Source organism: Parapedomonas caeni, assembly GCF_041060555.1.
Lineage (GTDB): Bacteria > Pseudomonadota > Alphaproteobacteria > Sphingomonadales > Sphingomonadaceae > CAUJIW01.
Genome location: NZ_JBEUDS010000005.1, coordinates 64,652 through 80,592, shown reverse-complemented (window position 1 = coordinate 80,592; position 15,941 = coordinate 64,652). Strand labels below are relative to the sequence as shown.

Annotated in this window: 16 protein-coding genes and 1 tRNA gene; 12 read left to right on the top strand and 5 right to left on the bottom strand. The window is 68.5% G+C overall.

Translation table 11 applies throughout. The features are described 5' to 3' along the window. Window positions 1-10 precede the first annotated feature (10 nt). Together ABU113_RS05440 and ABU113_RS05435 are read left to right on the top strand one after the other, a co-directional pair. A complete protein-coding gene (locus ABU113_RS05440) occupies window positions 11-1,231 on the top strand; it encodes an aromatic ring-hydroxylating oxygenase subunit alpha (protein ID WP_454558476.1) in 1,221 nt (406 codons plus the stop codon). 8 nt (window positions 1,232-1,239) lie between these two features. After that, the gene (locus ABU113_RS05435; protein ID WP_454558475.1) at window positions 1,240-1,737 is read left to right on the top strand and encodes a MaoC/PaaZ C-terminal domain-containing protein; all 498 of its coding nucleotides are present in this window, start codon (window positions 1,240-1,242) and stop codon (window positions 1,735-1,737) included. 20 nt (window positions 1,738-1,757) lie between these two features. Here ABU113_RS05435 and ABU113_RS05430 read toward each other — a convergent pair whose 3' ends face one another. From ABU113_RS05430 to ABU113_RS05420, 3 genes are all read right to left on the bottom strand, one after another. After that, on the bottom strand, window positions 1,758-2,918 hold the full coding sequence (locus ABU113_RS05430) for an acyl-CoA dehydrogenase family protein (protein WP_454558552.1): 1,161 nt from the start codon (window positions 2,916-2,918) through the stop codon (window positions 1,758-1,760). A gap of 91 nt (window positions 2,919-3,009) precedes the next feature. Next, window positions 3,010-4,341: an aromatic ring-hydroxylating oxygenase subunit alpha gene (locus tag ABU113_RS05425; RefSeq protein ID WP_454558474.1), complete on the bottom strand. Its 1,332-nt coding sequence runs from the start codon at window positions 4,339-4,341 to the stop codon at window positions 3,010-3,012. Between the two features lie 40 nt (window positions 4,342-4,381). Next, a complete protein-coding gene (locus tag ABU113_RS05420; protein WP_454558473.1) occupies window positions 4,382-5,143 on the bottom strand; it encodes an SDR family NAD(P)-dependent oxidoreductase in 762 nt (253 codons plus the stop codon). Between the two features lie 233 nt (window positions 5,144-5,376). Between ABU113_RS05420 and ABU113_RS05415 the strand changes: the two genes are divergently transcribed. The 4 genes from ABU113_RS05415 (at window position 5,377) to ABU113_RS05400 (ending at window position 9,007) form a co-directional block, all read left to right on the top strand. After that, a complete protein-coding gene (locus tag ABU113_RS05415; protein WP_454558472.1) occupies window positions 5,377-6,051 on the top strand; it encodes a TetR/AcrR family transcriptional regulator in 675 nt (224 codons plus the stop codon). 184 nt (window positions 6,052-6,235) lie between these two features. Then, the gene (locus ABU113_RS05410; RefSeq protein ID WP_454558471.1) at window positions 6,236-7,450 is read left to right on the top strand and encodes a CaiB/BaiF CoA transferase family protein; all 1,215 of its coding nucleotides are present in this window, start codon (window positions 6,236-6,238) and stop codon (window positions 7,448-7,450) included. 11 nt (window positions 7,451-7,461) lie between these two features. Further along, window positions 7,462-7,851: a Zn-ribbon domain-containing OB-fold protein gene (locus ABU113_RS05405; RefSeq protein ID WP_454558470.1), complete on the top strand. Its 390-nt coding sequence runs from the start codon at window positions 7,462-7,464 to the stop codon at window positions 7,849-7,851. Between the two features lie 4 nt (window positions 7,852-7,855). Next, window positions 7,856-9,007: an acetyl-CoA acetyltransferase gene (locus ABU113_RS05400; protein WP_454558469.1), complete on the top strand. Its 1,152-nt coding sequence runs from the start codon at window positions 7,856-7,858 to the stop codon at window positions 9,005-9,007. A gap of 99 nt (window positions 9,008-9,106) precedes the next feature. On the opposite strand, the gene ABU113_RS05395 is transcribed toward ABU113_RS05400, so the two are convergent. Beyond that, a tRNA-Leu gene (locus ABU113_RS05395) sits at window positions 9,107-9,193 on the bottom strand. Window positions 9,194-9,236: 43 nt separating this feature from the next. Beyond that, window positions 9,237-9,635 (bottom strand): hypothetical protein, encoded by a 399-nt coding sequence (locus ABU113_RS05390; RefSeq protein ID WP_454558468.1) that lies wholly within the window; start codon window positions 9,633-9,635, stop codon window positions 9,237-9,239. Between the two features lie 30 nt (window positions 9,636-9,665). Here ABU113_RS05390 and alr point away from each other — a divergent pair, with 30 nt between their 5' ends. The 6 genes from alr to cysS all read left to right on the top strand — a co-directional run bounded on the left by alr (window position 9,666) and on the right by cysS (window position 15,935). Then, complete coding sequence (gene alr / locus ABU113_RS05385; RefSeq protein WP_454558467.1) at window positions 9,666-10,739, top strand: alanine racemase; 1,074 nt, start codon at window positions 9,666-9,668, stop codon at window positions 10,737-10,739. Window positions 10,740-10,747: 8 nt separating this feature from the next. Next, a complete protein-coding gene (locus ABU113_RS05380; protein ID WP_454558466.1) occupies window positions 10,748-11,533 on the top strand; it encodes an MlaE family ABC transporter permease in 786 nt (261 codons plus the stop codon). Next, window positions 11,530-12,327 carry an ABC transporter ATP-binding protein gene (locus ABU113_RS05375; RefSeq protein ID WP_454558465.1) on the top strand — a complete coding sequence of 266 codons (798 nt, stop codon included), beginning with the start codon at window positions 11,530-11,532 and terminating at the stop codon, window positions 12,325-12,327. The genes ABU113_RS05380 and ABU113_RS05375 overlap by 4 nt, the downstream gene beginning before the upstream one ends. Before the next feature lie 102 nt (window positions 12,328-12,429). Next, window positions 12,430-13,809, top strand: a complete 1,380-nt coding sequence (gene radA, locus ABU113_RS05370; RefSeq protein WP_454558464.1) for a DNA repair protein RadA — start codon at window positions 12,430-12,432, stop codon at window positions 13,807-13,809. A 35-nt stretch (window positions 13,810-13,844) separates the two neighbouring features. Then, complete coding sequence (locus tag ABU113_RS05365; protein WP_454558463.1) at window positions 13,845-14,471, top strand: CvpA family protein; 627 nt, start codon at window positions 13,845-13,847, stop codon at window positions 14,469-14,471. A 102-nt stretch (window positions 14,472-14,573) separates the two neighbouring features. Beyond that, window positions 14,574-15,935 (top strand): cysteine--tRNA ligase, encoded by a 1,362-nt coding sequence (gene cysS / locus ABU113_RS05360; protein ID WP_454558462.1) that lies wholly within the window; start codon window positions 14,574-14,576, stop codon window positions 15,933-15,935. Window positions 15,936-15,941 lie beyond the last annotated feature (6 nt).

The following is a 15,941-nucleotide window of genomic DNA, read 5'->3' as shown; positions in this document are numbered from 1 at the left end:
GGAACCAACCATGGAACTCAATCAGCTCAACGCCCCTCGTGCGCTCGCGGCAATGGAGTACGAACGCGGCCGTACCGGCCCGCCGACGGATTTTCCGAACCTGCCGGATATTCCCGGCGGCCGCTATGTCGACAGGGATTTCCTGGCGCTGGAGCAGGCGCGGATGTGGAAACGGGCCTGGCTTTACGCCGGTCACGTCGACCAGCTGCCCAACCCGGGCAGCTGGTTTCTCACCCGCAACACCGGCGCGCCGATCATCGTCGTGCGCGACATGGCCGGCGCGGTCCGCGCCTTCTACAACACCTGCCGTCATCGCGGCGCCCCGCTGGTGACGGAAGACTCAGGCGAGTCCCGCGGTTTCGTCTGCGGCTATCACGGCTGGAGCTATACGCTGGATGGCAAGCTGACCGCCGTGCGCGACCGCCGCGATTTCGTCGATCTCGATTTCGCCTGCCGCTCGATGGTGCCGGTGCGCTGCGAGCTGCTGGGCAGCCTGATCTTCATCAACGAGGACCCCGAGGCCCAGCCGCTGATGGAGCATATCGGCCCGATGGCGCACGAACTGGAGCAGTACCGGCTCGACGAGTTGCGGCTGGTGGATTCCCGCAGCTACGAGGTCGGCTGCAACGTCAAGGTGCTGCTGGATGCCTTTCTGGAGGTCTATCACCTGAAATCGATCCATCAGCAGACGGTGGACCGCTTCCTCGACCATCGCGGCATGTTCATCACCTTGTGGCCCAACGGCCATAGCCGGATGGTGACGCCCAACCGCCGGCCGGACTGGATCGACCCCGGCACCATCGGCATGCCCACCCTCAGCGGGCTGAGCGACATCCCTCTGAAGAACAACGTCAGCTATCACATTTTCCCCAACTTCGTGATGCCGCCCTCCGACAGCGGTATTCCCATCCTGCAGTTCTGGCCGCTGACCGAGCGCACCTGCAAGGTGGTCTCCAGCTGGATCGCGCCGGGCCACGACCCCGCCAACCCGCACCCGATGTGGGAGAAGCGCATCGGCAACTGGGAACGCATCCTTTACGAAGACCTGCAATTCGCGCCGCAAATCCAGGAATCGCTGGAAAGCCGTGGCTTCCAGGGCATGACGCTGAACTACCAGGAACGGCGCATCTATCACTGGCACGAGGAACTCGACCGTCGCATCGGCGTCGAGCGCATTGCCCCGCATCTGCGGGTGGAACAGGTGCTCGGCGACCAGGTGGTGCGGTCCTGAGCGTGCCCGTGACCGGCGCGCCGCCCTTCACGCCCGCGACGCCCAGCCGCGCCTTCGAGGATCTGCGGCTGGGCGAGCGGCGGCGATCGCGTGCCCGCGCGGTAACGCAGGAGGAGATCGTCGCCTTCGCGCGCCAGTATGATCCGCAGTGGTTCCATGCCGACCCGGCGCTCGCGCGCCAGTCGGTGTTTGGCGAGGTGGTGGCGAGCGGCATTCACGTACTGGCGCTGTGGCGCCAGCTCGACCACGAGATCAACGCCGACATCGATTTCGTCTGCGGCATCGGCTGGGACGAATTGCGGCTGAAGCGGGCGATCCGGCCCGGCGACGTCATCCACGTCACCTCGGAGATCATCGAGCTGCTGCCCTCCACCTCCCGAGACGATCGCGGCATCGCCCGCACCCGCTATGCCGTGGTGACCGCCGACGGCGCCGAGGCGGTCAGCTTCATCAGCATCAACCTGGTCTATACCCGCGCCGGGCAGGCCCGCCGGACCGTGCCCTGACCCGGCCCGCCAGCGCCACCTCAGCGGCGCTGGTCGAAGCGGCGACCGAGCATGGCGCCGGCGATGTTGACCTTCTGGATGTCGATGGCGCCGCCGGCGATGCCCCAGCCCCAGCTGTCGCGCAGCCGGCGTTCCATTGGAAAATCCTTGGAGTAGCCGTAGGCGCCCATCAGCTGCATGGCATCCCCCGTCACTTCACGGGCGATGGTGTTGGCGAAGCATTTGCCGGTGGAGGAGTCGAGCACCGACGGCAGCCCATCCTGGGCGTTGGCCGCCGCCCGCCAGATCAGCAGCCGGGCCGCCTCGCACTTCATGTGCATTTCCGCCAGCTTGAGCTGCACCGCCTGAAACTCGACGATCGGCTTGCCGAACTGCCGCCGCTCCTGGACATAGGCCGTCACATCCTCCAGCGCGCCCGAGGCCTGGCCGAGCGCCATGGTGGCGTTGCCGCAGCGTTCGAGATCGAACGCTTCCATCAGCTTCTTGAAGCCACCGGCGGGGACGATGATGTTGTCGGCCGGCACCGCGCAGTCATCGAAATAGAGGTCGGCCGAGGGCACGCCGCGGAAGCCCATCAGCTGCTCGTTGGGGCCGAAGCTGAGGCCCGGCCTGTCCTTCTCCACCAGCACCGCGCCGATGGCCTTCGGGCCGGGATCGTCGGACAGCCGGCAATAGACCACATAGGCATCGGCGTGGCCACCGCCGGAACACCAGCGCTTGGTGCCATTGAGCACCACGGTGTCGCCGGTGATGACGCCGCGTGTCTTGAGGTCGGTGAGCGCGCTGCCGGCCTCCGGCTCCGACATCGACACCGCCACCACCATTTCGCCAGCACACACCGCCGGCACCACCCGTCGTTTCAGGCTGTCCGAGCCGAAATGCTCGATCGCCCGCACCGGCCCCACCGAGGATTCAAAGATCGGGAAGGCCACGGCCGAGGAAATCCTGGCGAACTCCTCCAGCACCACCAGCGCCTCGATGTTACCCAGCCCGAGCCCCCCGAGATCGGCCGAAACATTGATGCCGAGAAAGCCCAGTTCGGCATAGCGGCGCACCAGCGCATGACTGGGCGGCTTGTTGTCGCGTTCCAGTTCGGCGGCGATGGCCGGCAGTTCGGCGCGCGCGAATGCCCGCGCCGCTTCGCGCAGTTGCTCCTGCTCGGCGGTCAGCTTGAAGTTCACCATGATCCTCCCGTGCCACCGGCGCCCTCCCCCGCCGCGCAAGGCGGGCGGCGCCGGATTTCAATGTTGGCGATCGCCGCCGGTCGCGGCGTCAGATGTCGTCCGGTCCCTTGCCACCGGGGCCGTAGATGTAATCATCGAGCACCTTGTGGAAATGGCGGATGCGCAGCTCCTGGTCGCTGAGCCACAGGCCCTTGAAGGCGTCCGACTGCATGCCCAGCTGCACGGTGGGCAGATTGTAGGCGTCCTGGTCCAGCACCTGGCCGATGGACCGGTCGCCATGCCTGAAGCGGCGATGCTTCGGCCGCGCCGGCCATGGCGTGCCCTCCGGCACCAGTTCGAACACCCAGACATCGTAGAGCATCTTGTTGGGGTCGGTGGCGTGCGGCCGCTGGCGGAACATCATGATGTCGTCGGCGTGCACGTTGAGCGAGACGTTGGGGAAAATCGTATAGTGATAATCGTCGGTGAGCTGGTCGTCGTTCAGCTCCGAATAATCCCTGCCCTGCGCGGCGCCATGCTGGCGCTTGAACAGCTGCACCGCGCGCCGGATGTCGCCGACACTGCCCTCATACTCGGCCGGGTCCATGCCGGCCTTCACCATGATTTCATGAATGGCCGGCGGTATCGCCGAGGGCATGGCCACGCGCGGGCTGATGGCGGCGAACGGCACCAGATAGCGGCTGTGGCGCTCGTAGCAGTCGATCTGTACGTTGACGTCATCGAGATACCATTGCAGCTGCGGATGGATGCCCTGCACATGGTAGGTCTCGCTGAAGGCATCGACGCTGGCCTTCCAGTTGCAGTCCCACTCCACCGTGACGTCACGCACCCACGCCATGCGCTCGGCATGATAGGGGCCGAGGTGCTGCTGGATCGGGGACAGATACTGTGCCAGCGGCTCGACGTCGGGATTGAGCGAATACCAGACGAAACCGCCCCACTCGTCGCAGGGGTAGGCCGGCAGCCGCATGCCCGGCGGGCCGCCCTGCGGAAAGGTGTCGAGGTCGGGAATGCGGATGATGCAGCCCTGATGGTCGTAGGTCCAGTGGTGGTACATGCAGCGGAAATGCTCGGCGTTGCCCAACCCCTCCGGCCGCAGCCGGTTGCCACGGTGCAGGCAGAGGTTGGGGAAGGCACGTACAGAACCGTCGGCCTGACGCACGATCAGCACCGACTCCTTGCCGATGTCGGTGCAGATATAGTCTCCGGGATTGGGAATGTCGTCGGAGCGGCCGCCCAGCAGCCAGACCTTGGTCCATACCCGCTCCCACTCCAGCCGCATGAACGCCTCGCTGGTGTAGCGGGCGGCAGGAATGATGTCGTGGCCAAGTTGCGGATCTTCCTCCTTGTGCACGGGGGTGCCGTGGGGCCAGTCCTGCGGATTGACCCGGCTGATCTCGACCTTGCGCTTGACGTCCATCGCTGTTTCCTCGGGCCACCACCGGCTGTCGCGGTATCTCTCAGAAATGGGTGCGGTTGGTGAAGCCGCCATCGACGACGAGATGCGCGCCGTTGCACCAGCTGGCGGCCGGGCTGGCGAGGAAGGCGATGCAGCGGGCGATCTCCTCCGGCGTGCCGAGCCGGCCGGTGGGCTGCTGGCGCAGCTGGGCCTGATAGAATTTCTCCATGGTGCCCTTGATCATGTCCCAGTTGCCGCCCTCGAACTCGACCGGACCGGGCGACACGACATTGACCCGGATGCCATCGCGGCCGTGATGCAGCGCCAGCTGCTTGCCCCAGGTGACGAGCGACGCCTTCATGGCGTTGTAGGCCTGCGGCCCGCCCATCGCCTCGCCAGCCGACGTGGTGGCGATGAGAATGATCGAGCCCGACTTCTGCGCCTGCATGGTTGGCAGCACCGCTTCCACCGCCCGCACCGGGCCCATCACGTCCACCTCGAAGGCGTTGGTCCAGTATTTCTCCGAGCCCATGCCGCCGCCGGCCGAGGTGATGGGAATCAGGATGTCGACGCCACCCAGCGCCTCGATCGCCCAGTCGAGCCAGGCCTTGTAGTCGTCGGCCTTCTTGACGTTGCAGGCCTTGCCGACCACCGTGCCGCCATATTTGCCTAGCTCGGCCACCGCGTCCTTGACGCCGTCTTCCGAACGGGCGGTGATCGCCAGATCACAGCCTTCACGAGCCAGCACTTCCGCTGTCGCGAGACCGATGCCGCGCGCCGCGCCGACAATGATCGCCTTCTTGCCCTGCAATCCGAGGTCCACCTGCCCACTCCTTCCCCATATTCGTTGTCCGACAGCGCGTGAGCACCCGGGCCGCCGTCTGTTTCCGGGCAAACATGACGAAGAGTGAGCGCCCGCGCAAGCATGAAACAGTCATGAATGTTTTTTTCTAAGGCATGGACATGCCGCGGCCCATGGGTAAAGACTCTGCCTCATTATCCAACTTGACTTGCCAGACAAAAAACAGTCATGAATGTTTTTGAAAGGATCGACCAATGGCGCTTGCTTCTTCCCGTCCCACCCCGGTTCGCCGTGGCTTACGGGCACAGACAAGCAACAGCGGCCCTACCCAGCAGTCGCTGAAAAGCGCGCAGACCCGGGCCAGGCTGATTGACGCCACGATCCGCTGCATCGTCAAATACGGTTATGCCAACACCACCACGCCGCAGGTGGCGATGGAGGCCGGCCTGTCGCGCGGGGCAATGCTGCATCACTTTGAAAACGGCGCCACGCTGATCAAGGCCGCGATTGTCGAGCTGCACGAAAAGCGCATCCGCGCCTTCCGCCGCGCCGCCGAGACGACCGAGCACGAACCGGCGACACTGGTCCACGCCTACTGGCGGCAGGTACAGAAACCGGCCTTCATTGCCTTCCACGAACTGGCACTGGCGGCGCGCACCAATGCCGACCTCGCTGCCATCCTGCGGCCATTGCAGGTGGAGTTCCGCCAGCGTTTCAATGCCGAGGCGGTGCAACTGTTTCCGGAATGGCAGTCGGACCCCAGGAGCTTCGAGGAGGCCATGGCGCTGTCGCAGACCATGATCGAGGGTCTGGCGATCAACGTGCAGACCGGCGCCGTCGACGAGGCGATGGTGGAACCGATGCTGAGCCTGCTCCAGCGCCAGCTGGAATCGATGAAACCGGCACCGGGCAGGAAGGCATCACGATGACCTTCCCGACGGCGCCATCCATGCCGCCTGGCTGACGCCGGCGCACAACAACCAGCCGCAGGGGCGTTCACACGACCGGCCGATCCGCAACCGCCGGCACACCCCCTGCCGGCGCCACGGGGAGGATATTGGCCATGGACCTGGCATCACGACGCGTGCGACACGGCCGGCCGGGAGTCCCGGCATGAGCGGTCGTGGCCAGGGACCGCTGGCGGGCGTGCGGGTGCTGGATCTCACCAGTGTGCTGATGGGGCCCTACGCGACGCAGATTTTCGCCGACCTCGGCGCCGAGGTCATCAAGGTGGAAAGCCCGGACGGCGACACCACCCGCTACCTGCCACCGGGCCACGATCCGGCGCGTGGCGGCATGTTCATGAACGTCAACCGCGGCAAGCGCAGCCTGGTGCTCGACCTCAAGCAACCGGAGGCCCGCGCGGTGCTGCTGCGACTGGCGGCAACGGCGGACGTGTTCATCCACTCCATGCGCGCCCAGGCGATCGCCCGGCTGGGGCTCGACTACGCGGCGCTGCAGGCCGCCAACCCGCGCATCATTTACGCCAACCTCTACGGTTTTGCCCGTAACGGCCCCTACCGCGACTACCCCGCCTACGACGACATCGTGCAGGCGGCCTCCGGCATCGTCGATCTGCAGGCGCGGCTGTCGGGCGGGGTGCCGACCTATCTTGCCACCGTCGTTGCCGACAAGGTGGCCGGGCTGACCGGCGCCTACGCGGTGATGGCGGCGCTGTTCGCGCGCGAGCGCACCGGCGCGGGCCAGGAGATCGAGGTGCCGATGTTCGAGACGCTGGTGTCGTTCGCCACCGTCGAGCATCTGTGCGGATCGCTGTTCGTGCCGCCACTGGGGCCGCCGGAATATCCGCGCGCCACCGCCGAGACCCGCCGCCCCTACCGCACCCGCGATGGCTACATCGGGGTCATGATCTACAACGACAAGCACTGGCGGGCCTTCTTCGCGGCAATCGGCGACCCCGACTGGTCGCGCGACCCGATGTTCGCCACCATGCGCTCGCGCACGGAGAACATCGCCACCGTGCTCGCCCGCGTCGCCGAGGTGATGGCCGAACGCACCACCGGCGACTGGATGGAGCTGCTGCGGGCGGCGGAAATCCCGGCGATGCCGATCGCCAGCCTGTCCGACCTGCTGGAAGACCCGCACCTGACCGCCACCGGCTTCTGGCAGCAGCAGGAAACCGACGCCGGCACGCTGCGCTTCCCCGGCATTCCCACCCGCTTCTCGGCGACGCCCGGCGCCATCGGCGAGCCCGGCCCGGCACTGGGCGCCGACAGCGCGGCCGTCCTGCGCGAGGCGGGGCTGAGCGAGGCCGACATCGCCGCCCTGGCCGAGCGCGGCGCCGTCCGCCTCGCCCGGCCGGCCTGAGGCGCGCGATCATGATGACACCGGAGACAACGGCAGCAGGCGGCCCGGAGGCGATCTGGCGGCACGCACTGTCGCAAGGCCGCATCCTGCTGCAACGGGCCCGCGCCAGCGGCGCGGTGATCTTTCCGCCCCGGCTGGCCGAGCCCGGGCGCGGCGACGCCGACCTCGACTGGTTCGAGGCCTGCGGGCTGGGCACTGTCTATTCGCTGACCTGGGTGGCGCAGAAGCCGCCGACGCCGCCCTATAACGTGGCGCTGGTGGACCTCGACGAAGGCGCGCGCCTGATGAGCCGGGTCGACGGCGTGACACCGGACACCCTGCGCATCGGCCAGCGGGTGCGCGCCCGCATCATCGACGCCGATGGCGCGCCACTGCTCGTCTTTGTCCCGCTGGAGACCTGAGACCATGGGCGGCACCTTTCCCCGCGGCGAGGCCGCCATCGCCGGGCTGGCCACCTACGGCATCGGCGAGGCGCCGGGCTTCACATCGCTGGAGCTGGCGGCCAAGGCCGGACTGCTGGCGGTGGCCGACGCCGGCCTGCGGCTGGATGACATCGACGGGCTGTTCGTCTGCCTGCCCGACGACTTTCTCTCCGGCCTGTCGTTCGCCGAATATCTCGGTCTCAATCCGCGCTTCACCGACAACAACCGCACCGGCGGTTCGGCCTTCATGAGCCACATGATCACCGCCGCCCTGGCGCTGGAGGCGGGCTATATCGACACCGCCCTGATCGCCTATGGCTCCAACCAGCGCACCAACGGCGGCAAGCTGCGCACCATGATCGCCAGCAACAGCTGGGACGCGCCGTACAGGCCACTGTTTCCCATGTCCTCCTACGCCCTGGCGGCGGCCCGCCACATGCACGACTACGGCACCACGCGGGCGGATCTGGCCGCCGTGGCGGTGGCGGCGCGCGCCTGGGCCAACACCAACCCGGAAGCCTTCGCGCGCGGGCCGCTGACCATCGAGGACTGCCTGAGCGCCCGTCTGGTGAGTTCGCCGCTGTCGACGCGCGACTGCTGCCTGGTCACCGATGGCGCGGCGGCGATCGTCATGACCCGTACCGAACGGGCCCGCGACCTGCCGCGCGCGGCGGTGCCGCTGCTCGGCGCCGCCGCCGCCACCTGGTGGAACGCCATCGCCCAGGCGCCCGACGTCACTGTCACCGCGGCGGCGGAATCCGGTCCGCGCGCCTATGCCGCCGCCGGCGTCGGCCCGGCCGACATCGATGTCGTGCAACTCTACGACGCCTTCACCATCAACACGATCCTGTTCCTGGAAGACCTCGGCTTCTGCCCCAAGGGCGAGGGCGGCCGCTTCGTCGCCGACGGCCACATTGGCCCCGGCGGCAGCCTGCCGGTCAACACCAACGGCGGCGGCCTGTCATGCTGCCACCCCGGCATGTACGGTCTGTTCGCCATCGTCGAGGCGGCGCGGCAGATTCGCGGCGAGGCCGCCAACCAGCTTGCCGACGTCGAGGTGGCGCTGGCGCACGGCAATGGGGGCACGCTGTCGAGCCAGGCCACCGTCATTCTCGGCAGTCTGGCGACGCTGTGAGGCGCCCGCCGGCGGTTCCGGCGTGGCACAAGGTCGGCAAAGTGGGATGACCGGGGGGCTTCGGGAGCCCGCGGGCCGGCGAGGTCAGGCCGGCCAGACTGGTGCGGTCGAGAAGACTCGAACTTCCACGGGAGTTACCCCACAGCGACCTCAACGCTGCGCGTCTACCAATTCCGCCACGACCGCACGCGTCGGAAGGACGCCCCTATAACGAAGAGTGTGGGGGCGTTCAATATGCAGTTACGTCTTCGGGCGATTCATTTTCCGGCGGCGACAAATCCACCAGTGTCGCGGTCAGTGCCAGCAGGAACAGGCTTGCAAGCATCGCCAGCGCCACCGCGCGCGCCTGCCGGCGGCCATCCGGCCCGATCGCGACGCGGCGCAGGGTATCAAGGGCCAGCATGCCGCCGAAGGTCGCCGCGACCAGGCCGAAGCCGGCCAGTCGCACGCCGCACATGGCCGCCGCGACCGGCAGTGCCAGCAATGTCGTGCCCAGGAACACCCCGGTGCCGCAATGCTCCAACAACCGCCTGCCAATCATGGGCCGAACCTCTCCCTGATCACGCCCCGCCGCTTGAGGCAGTGATACCATAAAGAAGGTTAATACGACATCACGAGCGTTTGCCATTCGCCCCCCCGCTCGTTATCGGTGCACAGCATGTCGCCGCTTTCCTGCCCCCGTGCCCGCCTGAGCGTCGATCTCGACGCGCTCGCCCATAATTACCGCACTTTCGCGACCCTGGCCGACGCCGCGCGGACCGGGGCGGCGGTCAAGGCCGACTGTTACGGCCTCGGGCTTGACCACACGCTGGACCGGCTGTGGCGCGAGGGCTGCCAGGACTATTTCGTCGCCACGCTCGCCGAGGCCGCGGCGGTGCGTCAGCGGCTGCCCGACGCGACCGTGCACCTGCTGGGCGGCCTGCTGCCGGGCGACGTGCCGGCGCTGCGGGGGCTTGGCGTGCAGCCGGTGCTCAACGCGCCGGAGCAGGTGGCACAGTGGCGCCACGACGCCGGGGCCGGCGCGCCGTGCGACCTGATGCTGGACACCGGCATGAACCGGCTCGGGCTGCGCCCGGACCAGCTGGCGGGCCTCGATCTCGACGGCCTGACCCTCGACCTCGCGCTCAGCCACCTCGCCTGCGCCGACGAGCCGGACAACCCGATGAGCGAGGTCCAGCGCGACGCGTTCGCGCGCCTTGCCCGTGATCTGCCGGTGGCCCGCCGCAGTCTCGCCAATTCCGCCGGCATTGCTCGCGGCACCGGCTTCGCCTTCGATCTGGTCCGCCCCGGCATCGGCCTTTATGGTGGCGTCGTGCACCCGGCGCTGGCCGACCGGCTGCGGCCGGTCGCGCATGTGGAGGCCCAGGTTCTCCAGCTCAAGACCATCGGGACCGGCGACACCGTGGGCTATGGCGCCACCTGGCGGGCGACCCGCCCCAGCCGTATCGCCACCATCGCCATCGGCTACGCCGACGGCTATCTGCGCGGCTTCTCCAACCGGGGCGCGATGGTGGTGGCCGGCACCCGCTGCCCGGTGGTCGGCCGGGTGTCGATGGACCTGGTGACGCTCGACGTCACCGACGCGCCCGCCTGCGCCACCGGCGACTGGGTGAGCGTGCTGGGCGGCGGCATCAGCCTCGACGAGGCGAGCCAGTGGTCCGGTCTGACGCATTATGAGTTGCTGACGACCCTCGGGCACCGCTATGACCGGCGCTACCTTGGCCAGCAGTGAGGGCCCGCGTGTCGCTGATTCCTGATGTTCTCGCGGTCATTGGCCGCTTCACCATCGCCAGCCTGGGCGCCATCGGCCGCCTCGCCCGCTTTGCCGGGCTCGCGGTATCGCACATGGTGCGCCCGCCCTTCTATCTCGGGCGGGTGGCCGAGCAGATGCTGCACATCGGCTATTTCTCGCTGCCGGTGGTGGGGCTGACAGCGCTGTTCACCGGCGCGGCGCTGGCCCAGCAGATCTATGTCGGCGGCTCCCGTTTCAACGCCGAAAGCGCGGTGGCGGCGATCACCGTCATCGGCATCGTGCGCGAGCTGGGGCCGGTGCTGGGTGGCCTGATGGTGGCCGGCCGGGTGTCATCCTCGATGGCCGCCGAGATCGGCACCATGCGGGTGACCGAGCAGATCGACGCCATGACCACGCTGTCGACGGAACCGTTCAAGTATCTGATCGCCCCGCGCATCTGGGCCTCGGTGCTGGTGCTGCCGCTGCTGACCATGGTCGCCAACATCATCGGCGTGATGGGCGGCTTCCTGATCGCCACCGAGCGGCTGGGCTTCAACCCCGCCAACTATCTCAAGGTCACCCACCAGTATCTGGAATGGGACGACGTCGCCTCGTCGCTGGTCAAGGCGGCGGTGTTCGGCTTCATCATCGCGCTGATGGGCTCCTATCACGGCTACACCTCCAGCGGCGGCGCCGCCGGTGTCGGCCGGGCGACCACCAACGCCGTGGTCTCGGCCTTCATCCTGATTCTGCTCGCCAACCTCATCATCACCGTGATCGTGTTCGGCTCATGAGCAACGCCCCCACCCCCGCCCCGACGCCGGCCAAGATCGCGCTCACCGGCGTCTCCAAACGCTTCGGCCCCAAGGTAGTGCTCGATGGCATCGACCTCTCGGTGGCGCGCGGCCAGTCGCTGGTGGTGATCGGCGGCTCCGGCTCCGGCAAATCGGTACTGCTGAAGTGCGTGCTGGGGCTGCTCAAGCCCGACGCCGGGCGCATTCAGGTGGACGGCCAGGACGTGGTCGGCCTGCGCGGGGACGCGCGCCGGCGGGTGCTCGACAAATTCGGCATGCTGTTTCAGGGCGCCGCGTTGTTCGATTCGCTCCCCGTCTGGCGCAACGTCGCCTTCGGCCTGATGCAGGGCCACGGCATGAAGGCGAAGGAGGCCCGCGAGGTCGCCATCGAGAACCTGCGCCGGGTCGGACTTAACCCGGACGTCGCCGACCTCAAGCCCGCCGAGCTGTCGGGCGGCATGCAGAAGCGGGTCGGGCTGGCGCGCGCCATCGCCGCCAAGCCGGAGATCATCTTCTTCGACGAGCCGACCACCGGGCTCGACCCGATCATGGCCGACGTCATCAACCACCTGATCGTCGAGCGGGTGCGCGATCTGGGCGCCACCACCATCACCATCACCCACGACATGTCGAGCGTGCGCAAGATCGCCGACCGGGTGGCGATGCTCTACCACGGCAAGATCGTCTGGGAAGGCCCGCGCGCGGTCATCGACGACAGCGGCAACCCCTATGTCGACCAGTTCGTCCACGGCAAGGCCGACGGCCCGATCCAGATGGACATCAAGCGCGGCTGACACCGCACCCCCCGGCCAGCCCCGCCCGACCTGCCGACGGCCCCTTGCGGTCGCCGGCGATTCCGGCTATCCCGACATGAACATAACGGGAACATCGCTGCCATGGCCAAACCGCAACGCCTTTTCGTCTGCCAGTCCTGCGGCGCCAGCCAACCCAAGTGGGCCGGCCAATGCCCGGACTGCGGCCAGTGGAACAGCCTGGCCGAGGAGGCCGCCCCCGTCGTCACCCCGTTCGCCGCCAAGCACAGCCTGCGCTCGGGCGGGCGGCGCATCGAGCTGGCGCCGCTGGCCGCCGAGGTGGCGCCGCCGCCGCGCCGGGCCACCGGCATCCCCGAGTTCGACCGGGTGCTGGGCGGCGGCCTGGTGGCGGGCTCGGCGGTGCTGATCGGCGGCGACCCCGGCATCGGCAAGTCCACCCTGCTGCTGCAGGCGGCGGCCCGGCTGGCCACGGCCGGCCACGCGGTGGTCTATGTCTCGGGCGAGGAAGCGATGGACCAGGTGCGGCTGCGCGCCGAGCGGCTGGGCGTCGCCGGCGCGCCGGTGCAGCTGGGCGCGGCGACCGCGGTACGCGACATCCTGACCACGCTGGAGGCCGGCACGCCGCCGGCGCTGGTGGTGATCGACTCGATCCAGACCCTCTATTCCGATCAGCTGGAGGCCGCGCCCGGCACGGTGGGCCAGGTGCGCGCCTGCGCCCAGGAACTGATCCGCTACGCCAAGACCAGTGGCGCCGCGGTCATCCTCGTCGGCCATGTCACCAAGGACGGCCAGATCGCCGGCCCGCGCGTGCTGGAGCACATGGTCGACACCGTGCTTTACTTCGAGGGCGAGCGGGCCCACAGCTTCCGCATCCTGCGCGCGGTGAAGAACCGATTTGGCGGCACCGACGAGATCGGCGTCTTCGAAATGGTGACAAGCGGCCTTGCCGAGGTCGCCAACCCGTCGGCACTGTTCCTCACCCATCGCGACCAGCCGGTCTCCGGCTCGGTGGTGTTCGCCGGCATGGAGGGCACCCGGCCGGTGCTGGTGGAAATCCAGGCCCTGGTGGTGCGGGTGCCCACCGGCGCCACCCCCCGGCGGGCCGTGGTGGGCTGGGACTCCGGCCGGCTGGCGATGATTCTCGCGGTGCTGGAGGCGCGCTGCGGGCTGGGCTTCGCCGGCTGCGAGGTCTATCTCAACGTGGCGGGCGGGCTGCGCGTCACGGAACCGGCGGCCGACCTCGCCGTCGCCGCCGCGCTGGTCTCGGCGCTGGCCGACCGGCCGCTGGCGAGCGAGACCATCGTGTTCGGCGAGATCGCGCTGTCGGGCGAGGTGCGGCCGGTGTCGCAGGGCGTCGCCCGCCTGAAGGAGGCGGCGAAGCTGGGCTTTTCCCGGGCGCTGGCGCCGGCCAGCGGCACCGCCGGCCACAGTGGTCGCGAAATCGCCACGACTGGCTTCACCAGCCTCGCCCAGCTGGTTGACCATCTGACGGGGACGGCCTAACTGCCAGTTCAGTGTGTGTTTTCTGGCGGACATCCATGACCGCTTTCGACATCTTCGTTCTGGCCATCGTCGGCCTTTCCGGCCTTTACGGCATCAGTCGCGGACTGGTGGTGGAACTGCTGTCGCTGGGCGCGTGGATCGCCGCCATCCTGGCGCTGAAGCTGCTGTTCACCCCGATCTCCCACTGGATGCGCGACTCGATCGGCTCGGACGCCGGCGGCGACATCGCCGCCCTGGTGCTGATCGTGCTGGTGACGGTGGCGCTGGTACGGCTGGCCGCCACCCTGCTCGGCAACCGGGTCAAGAGTTCCGCGCTCGCCCCGCTCGACCGGCTGGGCGGCGGCGCCTTCGGCATGGCGCGCGGGCTGATCATCGTCAGCTTCGCCTACATGTTCCTGGGGCTCTTCCTCGACCATGACGAAATGCCGGACTGGATCGCCGGTGCAAAGACCTACGGCGTCGTCTCCACCTCCGCCAACCTGGTGTCGGATTTCATCGGCTGGGTGCGCGAGGAGCATGGCGAGGAGGGCGATGGTGAAATGGTGAACGGCATGCTGCTGCCCCCCGACCATCCGCCGGCGGGCGACGGCTATTCCGACAGGGAACGCCGGGAACTCGACAAGCTGTTCGAGAAGAGCAGCGACAAGGAAGTCGACATCTGATCCGAGGCGCCGCCCCCGCGCCCGCCCGCCGCCGGCCCGAGGAACCGCCGCCACCCGCCCAAGCCTCTTCTCTCGCGCGCGGCCAGCGGCTACACACGCGCCATGAGCCTGCACCTTTACAATACGCTGACCCGCGCCAAGGACGCCTTCATCCCCGCCGACCCCCGGCGGGTGACGATGTATGTCTGCGGCCCCACCGTCTACACCCGCGCCCACATCGGCAACGCCCGGCCGCCGGTGGTGTTCGACGTGCTGTTCCGGCTGCTGCGACGCACCTATGGCGCCGACCAGGTGGTCTATGCCCGCAACATCACCGACGTCGAGGACAAGATCAACAAGGCCGCCGAAGCGCTCGACCCGGCCCTGCCGATCAACGACCGCATCAAGGCGGTGACCGGCAAGTACGAGGCTTTCTACCTCGACGACATGGCGGCACTCGGCGTCCTGCCGCCGACCATCGACCCGCACGCCACCGACCACATCGCCCAGATGATCACCCTCATCGAGCGGCTGATCGCCCACGGCAACGCCTACGCCGCCGACGGCCACGTGCTGTTCAACGTGCCGTCGTTCGACGGCTACGGCGCGCTGTCCCGGCGCAACCGCGACGACATGATCGCCGGCGCCCGGGTGGAAGTGGCGCCCTACAAGCGCGACCCGGCCGACTTCGTGCTGTGGAAGCCCTCGACGGCGGACCAGCCGGGCTGGGACAGCCCGTGGGGGCGCGGCCGGCCGGGCTGGCACATCGAGTGCTCGGCGATGATTGAAGCGCATCTCGGCCGCTCCATCGACATCCACGGCGGCGGGCAGGACCTGATCTTCCCCCACCACGAGAACGAGATCGCCCAGTCGGTGTGCGCCAACCACGCGCCGCTGGCGCGCTACTGGCTGCACAACGGCTTCCTGTCGATCGACGCCGAGAAGATGTCGAAGTCGCTGGGCAACGTACTGCTGGTGAGCGAGATTCTCGCCGCCGGCGTCAAGGGCGAGACCGTCCGGCTGGCGCTGCTGTCGGCGCACTACCGCCAGCCGCTGGACTGGAACGACCAGCTGGTGGAGCAGTCGAAACGCACCCTCGACCGGCTCTACGGCCTGCTGCGCGGCCAGGATGTGACCGCCGCCGCCGAGGCCCCGGCCGCCGTGGTCGAGGCGCTGGAGGACGATCTCAACACGCCGCTGGCGCTGGCGGCACTGGCCAGGCTGGCGGACGCCCGCGATCTCGCCGGCCTGAAGGCGGGCGCCACCCTGCTTGGCCTGCTGCAGCAGGACCCGGACGCCTGGTTCCAGGGCGGGACCGGCGACTCCGACCTGGACGCGGATGCCATCGAGGCCAGGATCGCCGCCCGCGCCGCCGCCAAGCAGGCGCGCGACTTCAAGACGGCGGACGCCATCCGCGACGAACTCAAGGCCGCCGGCGTGGTGCTGGAGGATGGCCCGGCCGGCACCGTCTGGCGCCGGGCCTGAGCCGAC